Source organism: Streptomyces tibetensis, from assembly GCF_040647715.1.
Classification (GTDB): domain Bacteria; phylum Actinomycetota; class Actinomycetes; order Streptomycetales; family Streptomycetaceae; genus Streptomyces; species Streptomyces tibetensis_A.
Map to the genome: position 1 here is coordinate 281,154 of NZ_JBEZCR010000002.1, position 17,141 is coordinate 298,294.

Sequence of the window (17,141 nt, forward strand, 5' to 3'; positions counted from 1 at the left end):
GTGCGTGGACCAGGTACCGGATCACGTATCGAGGACGTCCTCCCGCTCACCCCGCTGCAGGAGGGGCTGCTCTTCCACGCCCTGTTCGACCCGGCCGGGACAGAGGTGTACAACGTCCAGCTGTCGCTCACGCTGAGCAGCGGAGTCGACGCCGGGCGGCTGCGTGACGCGGTCGAGGCCCTGCTGCGCCGGCACCCGAACCTGCGCGGCTCCTTCCGCTTCGGCAAGTCCGGCGTACCCGCGCAGGTGGTGCCGTACGCGGTCACCGTGCCGTGGACCGAGACGGACCTGCGCGGAACCGGCGAGGACGAGTTCGCCCGATTGCTCGCGGCGGACCGGGTGGGCCCGTTCGACCCGGCCAAGGGGCCCCTGCTGCGCTGCACACTGGTGCGTACAGGCGAGCAGGAACACCGCTTCGTCCTGACACACCACCACATCTTGCTGGACGGCTGGTCGCTGGCCACTGTGGTGCGCGAGCTGTTCACCCTCTACGCCGGCCACCGGCTGCCGCCCGCGCCGCCCTACCGCGACTACCTGGCCTGGCTGGCCGGCCGGGACGCGGCGGCCGCCGAACAGGCCTGGCGGCGGGCGCTGGACGGCCTCACCACCGGCACGTTCATGGCACCGCCCGACCCGGCCCGCGCCGCGGCGCTCCCCGAGGTCGCCGAATGCCTGCTGCCGACCGATGTCACCTCCGACCTCGTGGCGCTCGCCCGGCGCAACGGCACGACGCTCAACACCGTCGTGCAGTGCGCGTGGGGCACCGTGCTGCGGCATGCCACCGGTCAGGACGACGTGGTCTTCGGCGCGATCGTCTCCGGCCGGCCGCCCGAGGTCCCCGAGGTGGACCGGATGGTCGGGCTGTTCATCAACGCCCTCCCGGTCCGTGTCAGGTTCAGTCCCGCAGAGCCGCTGTCGGCCCTGCTGGCCCGTGTGCAGCGGGAGCAGGCTGCGCTCACCGGCCACCAGCACCGCTCGCTCGCCGAGGTGACCCGCTGGGCCGGCCTCGACCGGCTGTTCGACACACTGGTCGTCTTCGAGAGTTACCCCGTCGACCACGCGGCCCTGAAGGCCGGTGCCGACGGCATGCTGGCGACATCGATGCGCGTCGAGGACGCCACGCACTACCCGCTGACCCTGGTGGTCGTGCCCGGGGAACGATTGCGGCTGCGCATCGCCCACCGGGCCGACCTCTTCTCGCCGGAGACCGCCCGCGACCTGGTGGCCCGGCTCGGGCAGGTGCTCACCCGGTTCGCCACCACCCCGGACGCGCCGGTCTCCTCCGTGCGGCTGCTCGACCCCGCCGAGGAGCGGCGCCTCGTACACGACTGGAACGACACCTCTCACCCCGTCCCGAACCTGTGCCTGCCGCAACTCTTCGAGGAACAGGCGGCACGCTCCGCCGACCGCACGGCAGTGGTCTTCGAGGGCGAGCACGTCACCTACGGCGAACTCAACGCCCGCGCCAACCGGCTGGCCCGCCTCCTCGTGGCGCACGGCGTCGGCCCGGAACGGCTGGTGGGGCTCGCCCTGCCCCGCTCCGTCGAACTCGTCGTCGCCGTCCTCGCGGTGCTCAAGGCAGGCGGCGCCTACCTGCCGCTGGACCCGGGCCAGCCGCGGGAGCGGCTGCGGCTCATGATCGAGGAGGCCGCCCCGGACGTCGTCGTCACCGTCGAGGGCACCATGGATCCGCCCGGCCCCATCCCCTCGATCGTCCTGCACGGTGACATGCCCAGCCTGCGGGATCCGCGCGCCGCCGAGAACCTCGGCGACCGCGGGCTGCTCCCGGGACACCCGGCATACGTGCTGTACACCTCAGGGTCGACGGGCCGGCCCAAGGGCGTCATCGTCCCCCACGAGGGCATCGTCAACCGGCTCAGCTGGATGCAGGCCGAGTACCGTCTGACCTCCGAGGACCGGGTGCTGCAGAAGACCCCGGCCGGCTTCGACGTCTCCGTCTGGGAGTTCCTCTGGCCGCTGCTCCAAGGCGCCACGCTGGTGGTGGCCCGGCCCGACGGTCACCGCGACCCGGCCTACCTCGCAGCACTGATCGCCGACGAACAAGTCACCACCGTGCACTTCGTGCCGTCGATGCTGCGGACCTTCCTGGACGAGCCCGCCGCGGCCGCCTGCACGAGCCTGACCCGGGTGATCTGCAGCGGTGAGGCACTGCCCGCCGAGCTCGCCGCCCGCGGCCTGGCCACCCTGGACGCCGAACTGCACAATCTGTACGGGCCCACCGAAGCGTCCGTCGATGTCACCGCCTGGCGGTGCGACGGCGGCGGCACGGTGCCCATCGGCCGGCCGGTGTGGAACACCCGCGCCTACGTCCTCGACAGCGCGCTGCGGCCGGTGCCCACCGGCGTCACCGGCGAGCTCTACCTGGGCGGCCGCCAACTGGCCCGCGGCTACCTCGCCCAGCCCGGCCGCACGGCCGAGCGGTTCGTCGCCGACCCCTACGGCCCGCCCGGCGCACGCCTGTACCGAACGGGCGACCTGGCCCGGCTGCGCCGCGACGGGGCGCTGGAGTACGCCGGCCGCGTCGACGACCAGGTGAAACTGCGCGGACAGCGGATCGAGCCGGGCGAGGTGGCCGCAGCACTGGAACGCCACTCCGCCGTACGCCACGCCGAGGTCGTGCTCCACGAGGACCGGCTCGTCGGGTACGTCCTGCCCGCGACGGGTGAGGAAGCCGATCCGCAGGCTTTGCGCAAGCACGCCGCCGTCCACCTGCCCGACGCCATGGTCCCGTCGGCCGTCGTTGTGCTCGACCGGTTCCCGCTCACCCCCAATGGAAAGCTCGACCGGAGTGCGCTGCCTGCCCCCGCACCGCCTCGCACCGACCCGGCCGGCGCCCCGCGCTCGCCCCGCGAGGAGGTGCTGTGCGGGCTCTTCGCCGACGTCCTCGGCCTGGACCGGATCGGCGTGCACGACGACTTCTTCGAGCTGGGCGGCCACTCGCTGCTCGCGGCCCGGCTGATCGGACGGGTGCGGGAGGTACTGGGCGTCGAGACCGGCATTCGCACACTGTTCACCGCACCCAGCGTCGCCGCCTTCGCCGAACGCCTCGGCGAGGCACCGGGCGACGGGCTGGACGTCATGCTGCCGCTGCGGCCGACGGGCCGGCGGGCACCGTTGTTCTGTGTGCACCCGGCCGCCGGGCTCGGATGGTGTTACAGCGGGCTGCTACGCCACCTCGGTCGGGAACACCCGGTGTACGCCCTGCAGTCCCGCGGACTGGACGGTGCGCCCGTGGCCGCGGCCACCCTGGAGGACATCGCGGACGACTACGTCGAGCACATCCGCCGGGTCCAGCCGCACGGCCCGGTCCACCTGCTGGGCTGGTCCTTCGGCGGCGTGCTCGCCCACCGGATCGCCACCCGGTTGCAGTCCCGGGGCGAGCAGGTCGCCCTGCTGGCGGTCCTCGACGCCTACCCCCGGTTCGACGGGGCACGTGACTACACCCCGGACACGCACGCCGTCCTCACCGGCCTGCTCCACTACGCCGGGCACACCTGGAACCGTACCGAGCCGCTGACGGTGCCCGCCGCCCGCGCCGTGCTGGAACAAGGCGGCAGCGCGCTGGCCACCCTCGACGAGCACCAACTGGCCTCGGCGGTCGAGGTGTTCTCCCGCAACTTCCGGGCACAGCAGGAGTTCTCCCCGGAGGTCTTCGACGGCGACCTGCTGTTCGTCACCGCCACCGGCGGGCGCGGTGCGGACTGGCCGACGGCCGGGGACTGGCAGCCGTACGTCACCGGCGCCATCCTCCGCCACCAGGTCGACGTCGACCACGGCCTGATGCTGACCGACCCCGAGGCGCTGGCCGCGATCGGCCGCTGCGTCTCCGACCGGCTCCGCGACCTCGCCCGCCGGGCGCGCGCACATACCACCCCCGAACCCGCGCGGAACCCGCGCGGAACCCGCGATGAACTCGCGAAGGACCTGACAGGAAAGGGAACAGACCGATGACCAACCCGTTCGAGGACAATGACGCCAGCTACCTCGTGCTGGTCAACGAGGAGGGCCAGCACTCGCTGTGGCCGTCCTTCGCCGACGTGCCCGCCGGCTGGACCGTGGCACACGACAAGGACTCGCGTCAGGCGTGCCTCGACTACATAGACGCCCACTGGACCGACCTGCGTCCGCGCAGCCTGGTCCGCGCGATGGAGGACACGAGTGCCTGAGACGGCGCCGCAGCCCGCCCTGCTGCTCGACGACTACCTCGGACTGATCGACGACAGCTGCGTGGCGATCCTCCCGCACGTCCTGCGCATCGCCGCCCAACTCGGCGTCGCGGACGTCCTCGCCGACGGCCCGCGCGACGCCGAGGCGATCGCCGAGGCCGTCGGCGCCCACCCGGGAGCACTCCACCGGCTGCTGCTCGCCCTGGCCTCGGTCGGTGTGCTCATCGAGGAGGACGCCCGCGCCTTCCGGCTCACCCCGGCCGGCAACCGTCTGCGCGCAGGCGTAGAGGGCAGCGTCCGTACATCGCTGCTGAACGTGGAGAGCCAGCTGGCCTGGCTGCACGGCATCGACACCTTGCGTACCGGCAGGTCCGTCTTCGACGACCGGCACGGCGGCTTCTTCGCCCACAAGGACGCCGACGGCGCCTCCGACCAGGCGTTCCTGCAACGCATGCGGGAACGGGCAGCGCGGCTGTACCCACGGTTCGCCACCGACACCGACTGGAGCGAGTGCAGCACGGTGATGGACCTCGGCGGCGGGGACGGTTACCAGCTCGAGGCGATCCTGCGGCAGGAACCCCGGCTGCGGGGTGTGCTGTTCGACCGGCCCGCGGTCGTGGCGGCGGTTCGTGCCAAGGGCACCTTCGAGGGGCCGAACCGCGAACTTGCGGCCGGCGACTTCTTCGAGGGTGTCCCCGAGGGCGCCGACACCCATCTGTTGTGCAGCGTGCTGCACGACTGGACGGACGAGCAGTGCGTGTCGATCCTGCGTTCCTCGCGCGCCGCGCTCGAACCGGGCGGCCGGTTGATGATCGTCGACATGCTGGTGCCCGACGACGGCTCGTGGCACCCGAGCAAGTGGAGCGACATCGGAATGATGGTGCTCACCGGCGGCCGGGAGCGCACGGTGCAGGAGTTCGAGGCGCTGCTGGCCGAGGCGGACTTCACCTTGTCCGCGGTGCGCGCCGTGCCGGACTCCCTCTTTTCCGTGCTGGAAGCGAAGTAACGCCCCAAGAAAGGAATCTGATGCTGTCATCGACCGAGGGGACGGAGCACGCCCCCGGCGTCATGCTCAATCACCTGGAGTTCTACACCGCCGACGCCGACGAGGCAGTGTCCGAACTGACAGACCGGTACGGCTTCGGGGTGTGGGGCACCAGGGCGCTGCCCGGCGGCGGCCGCTCGGTGGCCCTGGGGGTGTGCGACATCGCCGTCCTGGTCACCGAGGGACCGCAGACCCGGGAGTTCACCGAGCGGCACGGATTCGGGGTGGCGGACATCGGCCTGCGCACCTCCGACGCGGCCGGCACGCACACGGCGGCGGTGGCGGCCGGCGCCCGTTCGGTGCGGCCCCCGGCCACCGAGGAGGGGGCGACGCTCGCGGCCGTCGGGGCCTTCGGCGACGTGGTGCACACCTTGGTGCAGCCGCCGGCCGGTGTCGACGGGATGTGGCTGCCCGGGTTCGGCGCGCTCACACCGCTGCCGGCTTCGTCCACCTGCCTGGAGCGGATCGACCACTTCGCCGTCTGCCTGGACGCCGGCGACCTCGCCGCCACCGTCGAGCGCTACGAGCGCACCCTCGGCTTCCGGATGACCTTCGCGGAGCGGATCGCGGTGGGAGCCCAGGCGATGGACTCCAAGGTGGTGCAGAGCCCGTCGGGCGACGTCACCCTCACGCTGATCGAGCCGGACACCGAAGCCGACCCCGGGCAGATAGACCGCTTCCTGCGGGACAACGGCGGTGCCGGCGTCCAGCACGTGGCGTTCTCCACCCGCAACATCGTCCGCTCCGTCGCCGTGCTCGGCGAGCGCGGTGTCGACTTCTTGGACACCCCGGACACCTACTACGACCGGCTCACCCAGCGGCTCACACCGGCCCGGCACCCGGTCGCCGAACTCCGGGACCTCGACATCCTGGTCGACGAAGACCACGACGGTCAGCTGTACCAGATCTTCACCCGCTCCACGCATCCGCGCGGCACGCTGTTCTACGAGGTCATCGAGCGGTTCGGCGCCCGCAACTTCGGCAGCGGCAACATCAAGGCGCTGTACGAGGCCGTGGAGGAGGCCTCGCTCGCCGGACAGCACCGATGAGCGAAACCGCGGCCGCACCGGCCCGCTCGGCCCTGCTGCGGGTGGGGGAACTGCACCCGGCGCTGGCGGAGCCGGTGCTGGAGTCCATGAACTTCCTCAACGAGGTGTCGCACCGCTATCCGGACGCCATCTCGCTGGCCGCCGGCCGGCCGCACGAGGACCTCTTCGACGCGCGGACACCGGAGAGGTACCTCGCCGCCTACCGTCACCACCTCGCCGCCGACCGCGGGTTCACCCCCGAGCAGGTGCGCAGGACCCTGTTTCAGTACGGCCGCACCAAGGGCGTCATCCACGACCTGATCGCCCGGATGCTCCACGTCGACGAGACGATCGACGTGGACCCGGAGTCCGTGGTGGTCACCGTCGGCTGCCAGGAGGCCATGGTGCTCACCCTGCGGGCGTTGCGCGCGGACGCGCGGGACGTGCTGCTCGCCGTCGCCCCGACCTATGTGGGCCTGACCGGGGCGGCGGCCCTGGTCGACCTGCCCGTGGTGCCGGTACCCGGCGGCACGGGCGGCGTCGACCTCGACGCCCTCGCCCGTCTGGTGGCCGGGCTGCGCTCCGAGGGGCGGCGTCCGCGCGCCTGCTACGTCATGCCGGATTTCGCCAACCCCTCCGGGCTGAGCATGGACCTCACCACCCGTCACGCCCTGCTGGACACGGCGGCCGCGCTCGACCTGATGCTCCTGGAGGACAACCCGTACGGGCTGTTCCACGGTGGGGAACACCTACCGACTTTGAAGGCGCTGGACACCGGCCGCCGGGTGGTCTACTTCGGTTCGTTCGCCAAGACGTGTCTGCCCGGCGCACGCGTCGGCTACGTCGTGGCCGACACCCCGGTCGAAGGCACCGACGGGAGCCTCGGCCTGTTCGCCGACGAACTCGCCAAGATCAAGGGCATGGTCACGGTGAACACCTCCCCCGTCGCGCAGGCCGTGGTCGGGGGACACCTGGTGACCCACGGGTGCAGCCTGGTCACCGCCAACGCCACGGAACGCGCGGTGTACCAGCGCAACCTCCACCATCTGCTCGACGGCCTGTCGGCGCGCTTCCCCGCGGACAGCGGCGTGCGCTGGAACACCCCGAGCGGCGGCTACTTCGTCGTGGTGGACGTGCCCTTCACCGCGGACGACGCGGCGCTCGAACACTCCGCCCGGAAGCACGGCGTGCTGTGGGTGCCGATGCGGCACTTCTACGACCATCCCGACGCCGACCGGCGGCTGCGCCTGTCATGCAGCGCCGTCTCACCGGCCGAGATCGACCAGGCCCTGGACCGCCTGGCGGCGTTCGTCGCGTCCCGCCGCTGAGCCGGACGTTTCCGCGCAGGGCCGCGAGCCACACGAGAACGAAGGGTGGGGTGCCGGCGAAATCCCTTCGCCGGCACCCCACCCTTCGTCTTCCCGACCGCCTCAGTCCCCGGGCCAGGCCGAGTACTGCCGCCTGCCGTAGAGGAGCGGCACGTCGTCGGCGTGATCGACGGCCGCCACCTCGCCGAGCAGCATGGTGTGGTCGCCGATCTCCAGCGTGCGGGCCAACTCGCATTCCGCGACGGCGAACGCGTCCCGGTGCAGCCACGGCAGGCCGAGCCGGGGGGTCGGTCGCCAGGGCACCGCCGCGAACCGGTCGATGGGCGAAGCGAACACCGACGCCGCCTCCCGGGCCCGTGCGTGCAGCAGGTTCACGGCGAACCGGCCGCTCCCCAGGACAGCCGCCAGCACCCTGCTGGTGGAGGTCAGACAGACCTGCAGCGTCGGCGGTTGCACGGTCACGCTCGACAGCGAGGAGCAGGTCACGCCGTACGGCGTCCCCTCGGTGCCGGTCGTGGTGACCACGACGACACCGGTCGGGAACCCGCCCATCAGCGTGCGGTAGTCAGCGGCGTCCACATGCCCCGAATGCCTGTCCACGGTGGTCATCGTCCGCCCCTACGCCGGCCGCCGCCCGGCGACCAGGCCCTTCAGCGACTCCTTCACCGGGCCCAGGTACAGGTCGCGCACGTCGTCCGGCGCCTCGGTGACAGCCCACTTCAGCATCGAGACCATCCGCCTCGGGGTGGGCCGCAGGAAGCGGTGCTCGATGTCGGCGAAGCCGAACGGCTTGGGAACGAAGTCGGCCGAGGCGAGCCGGCCGAACAGGTGCCGGGCCGCCTCGTCGCCGCTCACCTCCCCCCGCTCGTAGCGCGAGGTCTGTTCCACGACCGCGTCCAGCAGCTCGCGATAGCGTGCGTCGGGCCACCACAGGCCGGGATACTCGTTGTCCTCCAGCGCCCGCAGGTGCTCCGGATCACCGGTGCGCCGGAACCGCATCATGGCGGCCTGCAGCCGGTTGGAGCTGAACACGGTGCCGAGCGTCCACACCCGGAACACCGCGCTCCACAGCGGATAGTGGTCGAAGGAGATGAATGAGGCGTTGACCAGGGCGTCGTTGTAGTCGAGCAGCCCCTGCTCCACCCGCTCCACGTATGCGAACCGCTCCAGGGTGAAGTCGTCCTCCCGCAGCGCCCCCAGCAGCCGGTGCGCGAGCACGTTCACCACGTTCGCGGTGTTGGAGATGCCCCGCGAGAACAGCGGGTCGATGAAACCCGCCGCGTGCGACATCAGACACCACCGGGCTCCCACCGACCGGGTGGCGGAGTACTGCAGCCGCTCGGTGGACACCCACTCCCGCACCGAGACGGCGTTCTCGAACTGCCGCTTCACCGCCGGGAACCGCGAGGCCAGCTCGAAGAACTCCTGCTCGGGCGTGAGATCCCGGTTCTTCGGGTACATGCGCTCGTCCAGGGTGACCCCCACGCTGACCAGCGGATTGCGGGACGCGGGGTTGTTGTCGAACGGGATGACCCAGAACCAACCGCGCTCGAAGGTGTGGTGCATCGTGCCGTCGTACCAGCGCGTCGGCGGGCACTGGTCGCCGGTGTGGCCCAGCACCTCGTCCGCCCGCACGTTGATCATGTGGCTGAACAGCGACCGGGAGTGGTGCTTGAGCCGGGACGGCTCCTCGCGCAGCCCCAGCTTCGCGGCGAGCGGGGAGCGGAAGCCGCTCGCGTCCACCAGGTAGCGGGCCGTGATCCGGCGCCCGTCGGAGCCCACCACAGCGACCGAGTCGTCCTCGATCTCCACGTCCGAGACCGGGTAGTCGAGTTTCGGCACACAGCCGTGGCGGACCGCGGCGTGGAACAGGTGGGTGTCGGTGTCCTGCCGGAACAGGTGACTGGTCTTGTACACACCGCCCGGTGTGCTCAGCTGGACGGCCTCACGCCAGTCGGGCTCCTCGCCCTCGCGGTGGAGCAGGAAGCCGAAGTGGTCCTTCACCCCGAACGAGGTGTTGATCTCCTCCATGAGGAACTTGGTGTTCGTCAGGGTGGCGATCTCGGGGACGTCGTAGCGCTCGGCGATCATTCGGAGCGTGACCAGCGTCTCGGGGATCGTCGACTCGCCGACCGCGAACTTCGGATGTGAGCCGGCGTCCACGAGCAGGACCGACGCGCCGTGGCGGGCGAGGATCGCACCCAGCATGGAGCCGGCGATCCCGGCTCCCAGCACGATGACGTCGTGGTCGGTCGTGGTGTTCACAGGCGGCCTCGCACTAGGTCGGGGGTGGCGGCCAGCAGCAGCCGCCGGATGTCGGGGGAGGGACTGGTCCGGGCCGCCGCGCGCAGCCGGCCCACGGCGGTGAGACCTCGGCCCGGTTCGCGCAACGCGGTCACACCCGACCGGAACGCCGGCGGAGTCACCCGTCGCAGCGTCTCCAGGTCTTCGTCGGGTACGAGGCCCTCGTACGCCCGGGCCGGGCCGTCGGAGCCGGGCAGCGAGACGACCGCGTCCCGCAGCCGCAGCGTCGCGTAGAAGCTCGCCAGTTCCCAGCGCTCGACGAACGCCTCCAGCCGCGCCGGGTCGGCGGACGTACGCAGGAAGTCGGCGACCAGGGCACCGTGTGCCGAGCGCAGGCGTTCGTCGAGCGCCACCACCTCGGCGAAGCGTTCGCCACGCAGGTCGTCCTCGGCGAGGGCGTCGATCAGCCGCCACGCCAGCGCGTTCACCATCTGCAGCTCGTGGACGAGCTCACCGGCGAGGAAGGGGTCGGTGAAACCGGCACTCGCCCCGAGCGCGAACCAGCGGTCACCGGCGCGCTGCTCACGGGCGTACTGCTGCGTCCCGGTGGAGCGCCAAGGCTGGACCGGCGCGATCCGGCCCGGACGCACCTCCGGCACCCGCTCCAGCAGGGTGTGGAACTCCCGCTCGGGTTCCTCGTCCCGTTCGAACCGGTCGGCGTCCACCGTGAAGCGCATCCCGGTGACCGGATTCACCCCACCCCCGGTGAAGGGGGTCAGCGTCAGCCAGCCACCGTCGAAGAGGTGGTGCGTGGTGCCCTCCGAGGCGGGCAGGCCCGTCTCGATCAAATGGGTGTGGACCGCCCGGGTCCGCGGCCCGTTCCCCGCCGGCAGCTCGCGTACCTCGGCGCCCAGCGCGGCCAGGGCGGCCGAGTCGCGGCCGCTCGCGTCCACCAGGAAGCGCGCCGAGAACGTCTCGCCGCGTGCGGTCGTCACCAGCACCCGGTCCGCGGCCACCTCGGCCTTGACGACCTTGACCTGTTGACGCACCCGGGCGCCGCGCAGCGCGGCGGTGTGGAAGAGATGGGCGTCGACGTCCTGCCGGTACAGCAGCGCGCCGGTCGCAGCGCGCGGCAGTGCCACCCGGCGCTCGTGCCCGTCCTGGGCGAAGCCGATCGAGCGTTCGACGCCGACCCGTCGGCTGACGTGCTCGCGTGCTGTGCCGTATTCGGCCAGGTGGGTGAGTTCCGGGATGTCGTAACGGGCGGAGATCAGGCGCAGCAGCCAGGACAGCAACGGTGTGGACGTTTCACCCGGCCGGTGGCGCGGGTGGGTGTCCTCGCCGACGACGAGGACGTCCGAGCCGGCTCGGGCCAGCACAGCGGCCAGTACCGAGGCGCCTGGGCCGGAGCCGAGGACGAGTACGTCGTGGTCGGATGTGACGCTCATGTCGTCCTCTCGTGGCTGGTCAACAACGGAGCCTCCGTGACGGTGCGGGTGGTTGGGGGAAGGCCGCGGTCCAGCCGCAGCCTGCGCAGAAGGGGGCCGGTCATGGCCGTGGTCGCCAGCGCCATGCAGGTGAGCATCGCGAACAGCTGCTGGGACAGGACACCGAGCGTGAGCCCGAGCTGGAGCACGATCAGCTCGGTGACGCCGCGGCAGTTCATCATCAGGCCGAGAGCGGTCGCGTCCCGCCGGCGACGGCCCAGCAAGCAGGCGAACAGCGCCACCGTGCCGAACTTGGCGGCAGAGGCCACGAGCACGATCAGCGCGAGGACCCCCCAGTCGTGGGGGCCGCCCACGGCGGGCAGGTCGAGCTTCAGCCCGACCACGGCGAAGAAGACGGGCAGCATCACCCAGTTGGTCAGACCCTCCACCCGGTCCGCGATCCGCTGAACCGCCGCCGAGTTGCGGGGCATCACCACGCCCGCGATGAACGCCCCGAAGATGGCGTGCGCGCCGATGCTGTCGGTGAGCCAGGCCGAAGCCAGCGTGGTGGTCAGCACGGCGGCCGCCACCAGCGGCTGCCCCGCCCCCGCCAAGCGCGGCGCGAACCGGGTGAACGCCGGCCGTACCACCAGGAACATGAAGGCCGAGTAGACCAGCACCAGCGCGCACGACAGCACGGCGGGGGCGGGCGAGGCGCTTCCCGCCACCGCGGTCACGGCGGCCAACAGACACCAGGCGATGACGTCGCCGATCCCGGCGGTGGCCAGACCGAGGGTGCCGAGCGGTGTGTGGGTCAGCCGCTGCTCACTGAGGATCCGGGCCAGCACGGGAAACGCGGTGATCGCGAAGGCGACGCCCACGAACATGACCAGCGCCAACCGGGAGGCACCCGCGGGCCGGTACACGTCGAGCAGCGACACCGCCAGCAGCGCACCGCACAGGAACGGCAACACCGTGCTGGCCTGCGCGAGCGCCGCAGCCGCCGGACCGCTGCGGCGCAGCAGGTCCAGGGGCAGCTCCATGCCGACGAGGAACATGAACAGGACGACGCCCAGCTGGGCGAGCGTGTCCAGCGAGGGCAGGATCGAGGCGGGGAACAGTGCCTGCTGCACGTCCGGCAGGAAGAGGCCGAGTACCGACGGACCGAGGGTGATGCCGGCGACGATCTCACCGACCACCGCGGGCTGGCCCAACCGTCTGAGGGCGGCGCCGACCAGCCGTACCACCACGAGAATGACCACCAGCGCCGGCAGCAGCCGGGAGGGGGCCGAGACGGTGGCCGCGGCCTCTGCTTGTCGGGGTTCGGCGAGACCTACCAGCAATGCGACCGCTGCGGCGGTCGGCAGCACGACGAGCAGGAGATAGCCGAGCAGATAACGCACTCTGTTGCTGTTCGTCACCAAAGGAAAGGTCCTCGTCCGAAGGGACACTCGCCCGACCTTCGGGATGCGCGGGCCGGCGCAGTCGGGACCTCCATCTATAGCCACGGCCCATCGCGCCGAGAACCCCTGATCCCGGTGCCCCCCTACGTCGCCCCCGCGCATCCCTAGCCCGCCCGGCCGCCGATATAGGGGGGCGCTGGGGTTCTGAGACGGCGGCACAGAACCCTAAGGTGAGCGTCGACATCCGGTGGTGAGCCCTGAAATCCGGTGGTGAGAGCCCGAATCGGGGAGCCCGTGCCCGGCCCGCGCCGCGGAGCCGGTCGCCGACACGGGTCGTAGACGTCGAGGAGTCCCACGGTGAACCCGCCACAGTCGAACGCGCCCACGCGCCGGCTGGATCAGGTACTGGCCGACGCTGCCCGGCACTTCGGTGACCGCGTCGCACTGGCAGCGGAGAGCGAGTCCCTCACTTATCGGCAGCTGGACGAACGAGTCACCGCACTCGCACTCGAGTTGACCCGGCACGGGGTCGGTCCGGGTTCCCGGGTCGGGGTGCACGCACCGCGCGGGATCACCGCGGTCGTCACGCTCTATGCCGTGCTGCGCGCCGGCGCCGTCGCCGCTCCGCTGGACCCCGCGGACCCGCCCGCCCGGCTGGCCCGCACCGTCCGCGGCAGCGGACTGCACTTCCTGGCCACCATGACCCCCGCCAGGGTCGCCGAGGCCGTCGGCCTGCCGGGCAGCACCGCTCCCGGCGTCGACCTGGGCGGCCCGGCCCTGCTGCGGGTCGCTTCCGACCCCGCCGGTGACCTGGCACTCGACGGTGGCTACATCTTCTCCACGTCCGGGAGCACCGGCACGCCCAAGGGCGTACTGCTGTCGCACGAGAACGTCCTGCACTTCGCCGAGTGGGCCGCGCGCACCCTGGGGCTGCGGCCTGACGACCGGGTCGGAGCCCAGGCCGCGCTCACCTTCGACCTCAGCACCTTCGACCTGTACTCCTCAGCACTGGCCGGCGCAGCAGTGCACCTCATGCCCGAGCGGCTCTCCGCGTTCCCGGCCGAGGTCGCCGGCTGGCTGCGCGAGCACGAGATCTCCGTCCTGTACGCGGTTCCCACGCTGTACCGGCTGCTGCGCAGGACGGGACTGCTCACCGGGCGGACCGCACCTCGGCTGCGGCGGTTCGTCTTCGCCGGCGAGCCGCTGCCGCCGGACCTGCTCGCCTGGTACCTGGCCGAGTTCCCCGGCGCTTCCTGCCACAACCTGTACGGCCCCACCGAGACCAACGTGTGCACGGCCGAGCACTTCCCGCCCGGCACCACGGTCGGGGCCACCGTGCCGATCGGCCGGGCCATCGACGGAACGCACGCCGTGGTCCTGGACCCGGACGGCCGCCCCGCCCGGCGCGGCGAACTGCACGTGGCCGGACCGACCATACTGCGCGGCTACCTCGTGGACGGTGAACTGCGCGATCCCACCCGCGAGGTCCGTTTCGACGACGGCGCCACCCGCCGTGCCTACCCCACGGGCGACCTGGCCGAGACCGACGACGAGGGCCGGCTGCTGCTGCTTGGCCGCGCCGACGACCAGGTCAAACGCCGTGGCCACCGTATCGACCTGCGGGACGTCGAGAGCGCCCTGCGCGAAGCCGTCACCGCCGAGGCCTGTGCCGTCGTCGCCAAACGGGGACGGCACGAGGGCGAGATCTGGGCGTACGTGGTCGGCGCCGCGAGCGAACGCCAGGTGCTGACCGCACTGGCCGGTGTGCTGCCGCGCCGGATGCTGCCCGACCGCATTGTCCTGACCGACCGCCTGCCGGTGAGCGGGCACGGAAAGGTCGACCGACGCGAGCTTGCCGAGCTCGCCAGCACCGAAGGAGCCTGATGCAATCCGTCGACGACCTGTGCACCCTGATCCAGGAGTACGCCGCGTCCCCGCTCTCCCCGGCGGCCGCCCGAGAGGACGGTTTCGAGGTCACCAGCGATCTGCGGCTGCTCGACACCGGCCTGCTGGACTCGATGAGCGTCCTCACCCTCGTGGTGGAGATCGAGCAGCGCTGCAGGATCAGCATCCCGGAGGACGAGATCGTCGCGGCGAACTTCCGCACACCCGCCCACCTGTGGGACCTCGTCTCGTCGCTGCGCACGCAGACCGCCTGAAACACCAGGGGAGAGCAGATGTACGAACAGGATGTGGTCGTCGGCAAGTTCCGTGAACTGGCCGCCACCCTGCCGCCGTTCACGGGACCGGACGACTTCCGCGCCCACTGGCGTGACCTCGCCGGGCTCGGAGTGCTGCACGAGGGCGGCGACGGCTGGGTCACCGAGGCCGTGGCCAGGTTCGAGGGACTCGGCCTCGGCGGTATCGACCCGGGCCTGTGCTACGGCGCGGCTTCCCAGTTGTTCGGCATCCAGATGCCCCTGCGCATGCTGCTGTCGTCCACTCAGCTGGAGCTCCTCGACGGCGCCGCCACCGGCGAACTGCTGCTGTGCCACGCCTCGACGGAAGAAGGCGGCGGCAGTGATCCGCTGTCCGGCACCACCACCGCGACCCGGCTGCCCGACGGCTCCTACCGCCTGTCGGGCAGGAAGTCCTTCATCACCGCGGCCCCTGTCGCCGACCGTGGACTCGTCTTCGCCCGGACCGGCGAAGGGCGCTCCCCGTTCGCCCTGTCCGCGTTCCTTGTGGACCTCGACTCTCCCGGCGTCACCCGGGGCGCACGCGAGGACAAGAGCGCGTTGCCCGGCGTCCCGATGGGCTCGCTCGCCTTCGACGACGTGATCGTCCCGGCCGGCCGGCTCGTGCTGCGCGAGGGCGCCGGACTCACGGTGATGGCCGCCACGACCACCTGCGAACGGGCGCTGCTGCTGTCGTACGCGCTCGGCCCCATGCGCCGGCTGCTGGAGGAGACCAGCCACTGGGCCACCCATCGCCGCCAGTTCGATCGCCCGATGGGGGCCAGCCACCAGGTCGCGGGCCGGGTGGCCGACATGGCGATACGCGTGCACCGGTCCCGTGAACTGATCTACGGGATGGCCCGCCGGCTCGACGAGGGCACGGCCGTCCGGCACCTGTCGAACGACGCGGCCATGGTCAAGATCTCGGTCACCGAGGACCATCTGCACCTCGCCGAGACCGCCGGCATGCTGGCCGGGGTGAGGGCGTTCATCCGGGACCGGGACGGTTTCGCGGACCTGGCCAGCGCTCTGGCCGGCTCGGTGTACGCCGGCCCCAACGACCTGCTGCGCGTCTCCGTGGCCCGCGGTCTCGGCCTCCCGGTGGGGAACCACTGATGGCTCCCGGACCTTCGGTCCCCGCCGAACTCCTCGACAGGGCCGCCGCGCTGGCCGAGGCCCTGGCCCCGCTGGCGGCCGACGTGGACAGCGGAGCGTCGGACGGTACCGCGAGCCTGAAGCTGCTCAAGGACGCCGGTCTGCTGCGCCTGCTCGTGCCCGCGGACGCGGGCGGTGACGGGCTGTCCTTCGCCCAGTACACCCGGATCCTGGAGATTCTCGGTGCCCGGGACACGGCCACCGCGCTAGCCCTGAACATGCACAACGTGTCGGTCGGAGCGCTCTGCGAGGCCGCCGGAGGACGGCTCGGCACGGCCGGCCGGTCCTTCGCCGACTGGGTGTTCCGGGAGATCACCGACCACGACCGGATGTTCGCCTCGGCCACCTCCGAGGCGGGCACCGGCGCCAAGCTGCGCGGGGTCCGCACCACCTACCGGCGCTCGGACGACGGCTACGTGCTCGACGGGCGCAAGTCCTTCGTGTCCCTCGCAGGCGTGGCCGACTACTACGTCGTCGCGGCACGGGACGCCGACGAGGACGCCGAGAACGAGGTGTCGCACTTCGTCGTGGCCGCCGAGGACGAAGGCGTCTCCTTCGGCAGCCCCTGGCCGGGCCAGGCCCTGGCCGGCACCCACACCGCCGACATGACGCTGGACCACGTCCGGGTCGGGCGCGAGCGGCTCTTCCTCGGCGTCGAGGGCATGTCCCTGTTCAAGCTGGTCCGTGAGCCGCACTGGATGGTGTCCGGCTACACCGGCGCCTATCTGGGGCTCGCCGGGGCTATCCTGCGCGAGCTGACGGAGGGGGTGCGCAGCAGTCCGGCCCGCGCCGCCTCCCCCATGGCGGTCCGGGAGCTCGGCAGGCTCTCGACCCGGCTCACCGCCGCCCGCGCCCTCACCCACACGGCCTGCGACGAGGTCGACGCGGCCCGCGGGACACCGCGAGCCAACGCCGGTGTGCACGCGGCGAAGTACGCCGTGGGGGAGCTGCTCGCGGACCTGACGGCGAGCGCCTCACAACTGGCAGGCACCGCAGCACTCGACCGGCGCCGGCCGCTGCACCGGTATCTGCGCGAGGCACCGTTCTGCTCGGTGATGCCCGCCAAGCCCGACGAGTGCCTCGAATACATCGGCAAGACCGCGCTCGGCGTCAACCTGGCCGACGCCCGCGCCTTCGACTGGTAGGG

13 protein-coding genes are annotated in these 17,141 nt (G+C 71.8%); 9 read left to right on the forward strand and 4 right to left on the reverse strand.

Going from position 1 to position 17,141, the window contains the following annotated elements:
• Genes AB0B29_RS05830 through AB0B29_RS05850 form a run of 5 tightly spaced genes read left to right on the forward strand, consistent with a single transcriptional unit; the run spans window position 1 to window position 7,588 of the window.
• Window positions 1–3,972 carry an amino acid adenylation domain-containing protein gene (locus tag AB0B29_RS05830; RefSeq protein ID WP_362234492.1) on the forward strand — a complete coding sequence of 1,324 codons (3,972 nt, stop codon included), beginning with the start codon at window positions 1–3 and terminating at the stop codon, window positions 3,970–3,972.
• Window positions 3,969–4,187, forward strand: a complete 219-nt coding sequence (locus AB0B29_RS05835) for an MbtH family protein (protein ID WP_362234495.1) — start codon at window positions 3,969–3,971, stop codon at window positions 4,185–4,187. The genes AB0B29_RS05830 and AB0B29_RS05835 overlap by 4 nt, the downstream gene beginning before the upstream one ends.
• On the forward strand, window positions 4,180–5,193 hold the full coding sequence (locus AB0B29_RS05840) for a methyltransferase (RefSeq protein ID WP_362234497.1): 1,014 nt from the start codon (window positions 4,180–4,182) through the stop codon (window positions 5,191–5,193). The genes AB0B29_RS05835 and AB0B29_RS05840 overlap by 8 nt, the downstream gene beginning before the upstream one ends.
• Window positions 5,194–5,213: 20 nt before the next feature.
• A complete protein-coding gene (hppD, locus tag AB0B29_RS05845; RefSeq protein WP_362234500.1) occupies window positions 5,214–6,281 on the forward strand; it encodes a 4-hydroxyphenylpyruvate dioxygenase in 1,068 nt (355 codons plus the stop codon).
• Window positions 6,278–7,588: a PLP-dependent aminotransferase family protein gene (locus AB0B29_RS05850; RefSeq protein WP_362234503.1), complete on the forward strand. Its 1,311-nt coding sequence runs from the start codon at window positions 6,278–6,280 to the stop codon at window positions 7,586–7,588. Before hppD ends, AB0B29_RS05850 begins: the two co-directional genes overlap by 4 nt.
• A gap of 102 nt (window positions 7,589–7,690) precedes the next feature.
• Here the strand turns inward: AB0B29_RS05850 and AB0B29_RS05855 are convergent, their stop codons facing one another.
• From AB0B29_RS05855 to AB0B29_RS05870, 4 genes are read right to left on the reverse strand one after another with little or no spacing between them, the layout of a single operon-like run.
• On the reverse strand, window positions 7,691–8,188 hold the full coding sequence (locus tag AB0B29_RS05855) for a flavin reductase family protein (RefSeq protein ID WP_362234506.1): 498 nt from the start codon (window positions 8,186–8,188) through the stop codon (window positions 7,691–7,693).
• A gap of 18 nt (window positions 8,189–8,206) precedes the next feature.
• On the reverse strand, window positions 8,207–9,853 hold the full coding sequence (locus AB0B29_RS05860) for an NAD(P)/FAD-dependent oxidoreductase (protein ID WP_362234509.1): 1,647 nt from the start codon (window positions 9,851–9,853) through the stop codon (window positions 8,207–8,209).
• Window positions 9,850–11,280 carry an NAD(P)/FAD-dependent oxidoreductase gene (locus AB0B29_RS05865; RefSeq protein WP_362234512.1) on the reverse strand — a complete coding sequence of 477 codons (1,431 nt, stop codon included), beginning with the start codon at window positions 11,278–11,280 and terminating at the stop codon, window positions 9,850–9,852. Before AB0B29_RS05865 ends, AB0B29_RS05860 begins: the two co-directional genes overlap by 4 nt.
• Window positions 11,277–12,680: a cation:proton antiporter domain-containing protein gene (locus AB0B29_RS05870; protein WP_362234514.1), complete on the reverse strand. Its 1,404-nt coding sequence runs from the start codon at window positions 12,678–12,680 to the stop codon at window positions 11,277–11,279. Before AB0B29_RS05870 ends, AB0B29_RS05865 begins: the two co-directional genes overlap by 4 nt.
• A 339-nt stretch (window positions 12,681–13,019) precedes the next feature.
• Between AB0B29_RS05870 and AB0B29_RS05875 the strand changes: the two genes are divergently transcribed.
• The 4 genes from AB0B29_RS05875 to AB0B29_RS05890 are packed head-to-tail and all read left to right on the forward strand — an operon-like array spanning window position 13,020 to window position 17,139.
• On the forward strand, window positions 13,020–14,546 hold the full coding sequence (locus AB0B29_RS05875; protein WP_362234517.1) for an amino acid adenylation domain-containing protein: 1,527 nt from the start codon (window positions 13,020–13,022) through the stop codon (window positions 14,544–14,546).
• Window positions 14,546–14,821: a phosphopantetheine-binding protein gene (locus tag AB0B29_RS05880; protein WP_362234520.1), complete on the forward strand. Its 276-nt coding sequence runs from the start codon at window positions 14,546–14,548 to the stop codon at window positions 14,819–14,821. The genes AB0B29_RS05875 and AB0B29_RS05880 overlap by 1 nt, the downstream gene beginning before the upstream one ends.
• An 18-nt stretch (window positions 14,822–14,839) precedes the next feature.
• Window positions 14,840–15,955 carry an acyl-CoA dehydrogenase family protein gene (locus AB0B29_RS05885; protein ID WP_362234523.1) on the forward strand — a complete coding sequence of 372 codons (1,116 nt, stop codon included), beginning with the start codon at window positions 14,840–14,842 and terminating at the stop codon, window positions 15,953–15,955.
• Window positions 15,955–17,139, forward strand: coding sequence for an acyl-CoA dehydrogenase family protein (locus tag AB0B29_RS05890; RefSeq protein ID WP_362234526.1), 1,185 nt, complete (start codon window positions 15,955–15,957; stop codon window positions 17,137–17,139). The genes AB0B29_RS05885 and AB0B29_RS05890 overlap by 1 nt, the downstream gene beginning before the upstream one ends.
• Window positions 17,140–17,141 lie beyond the last annotated feature (2 nt).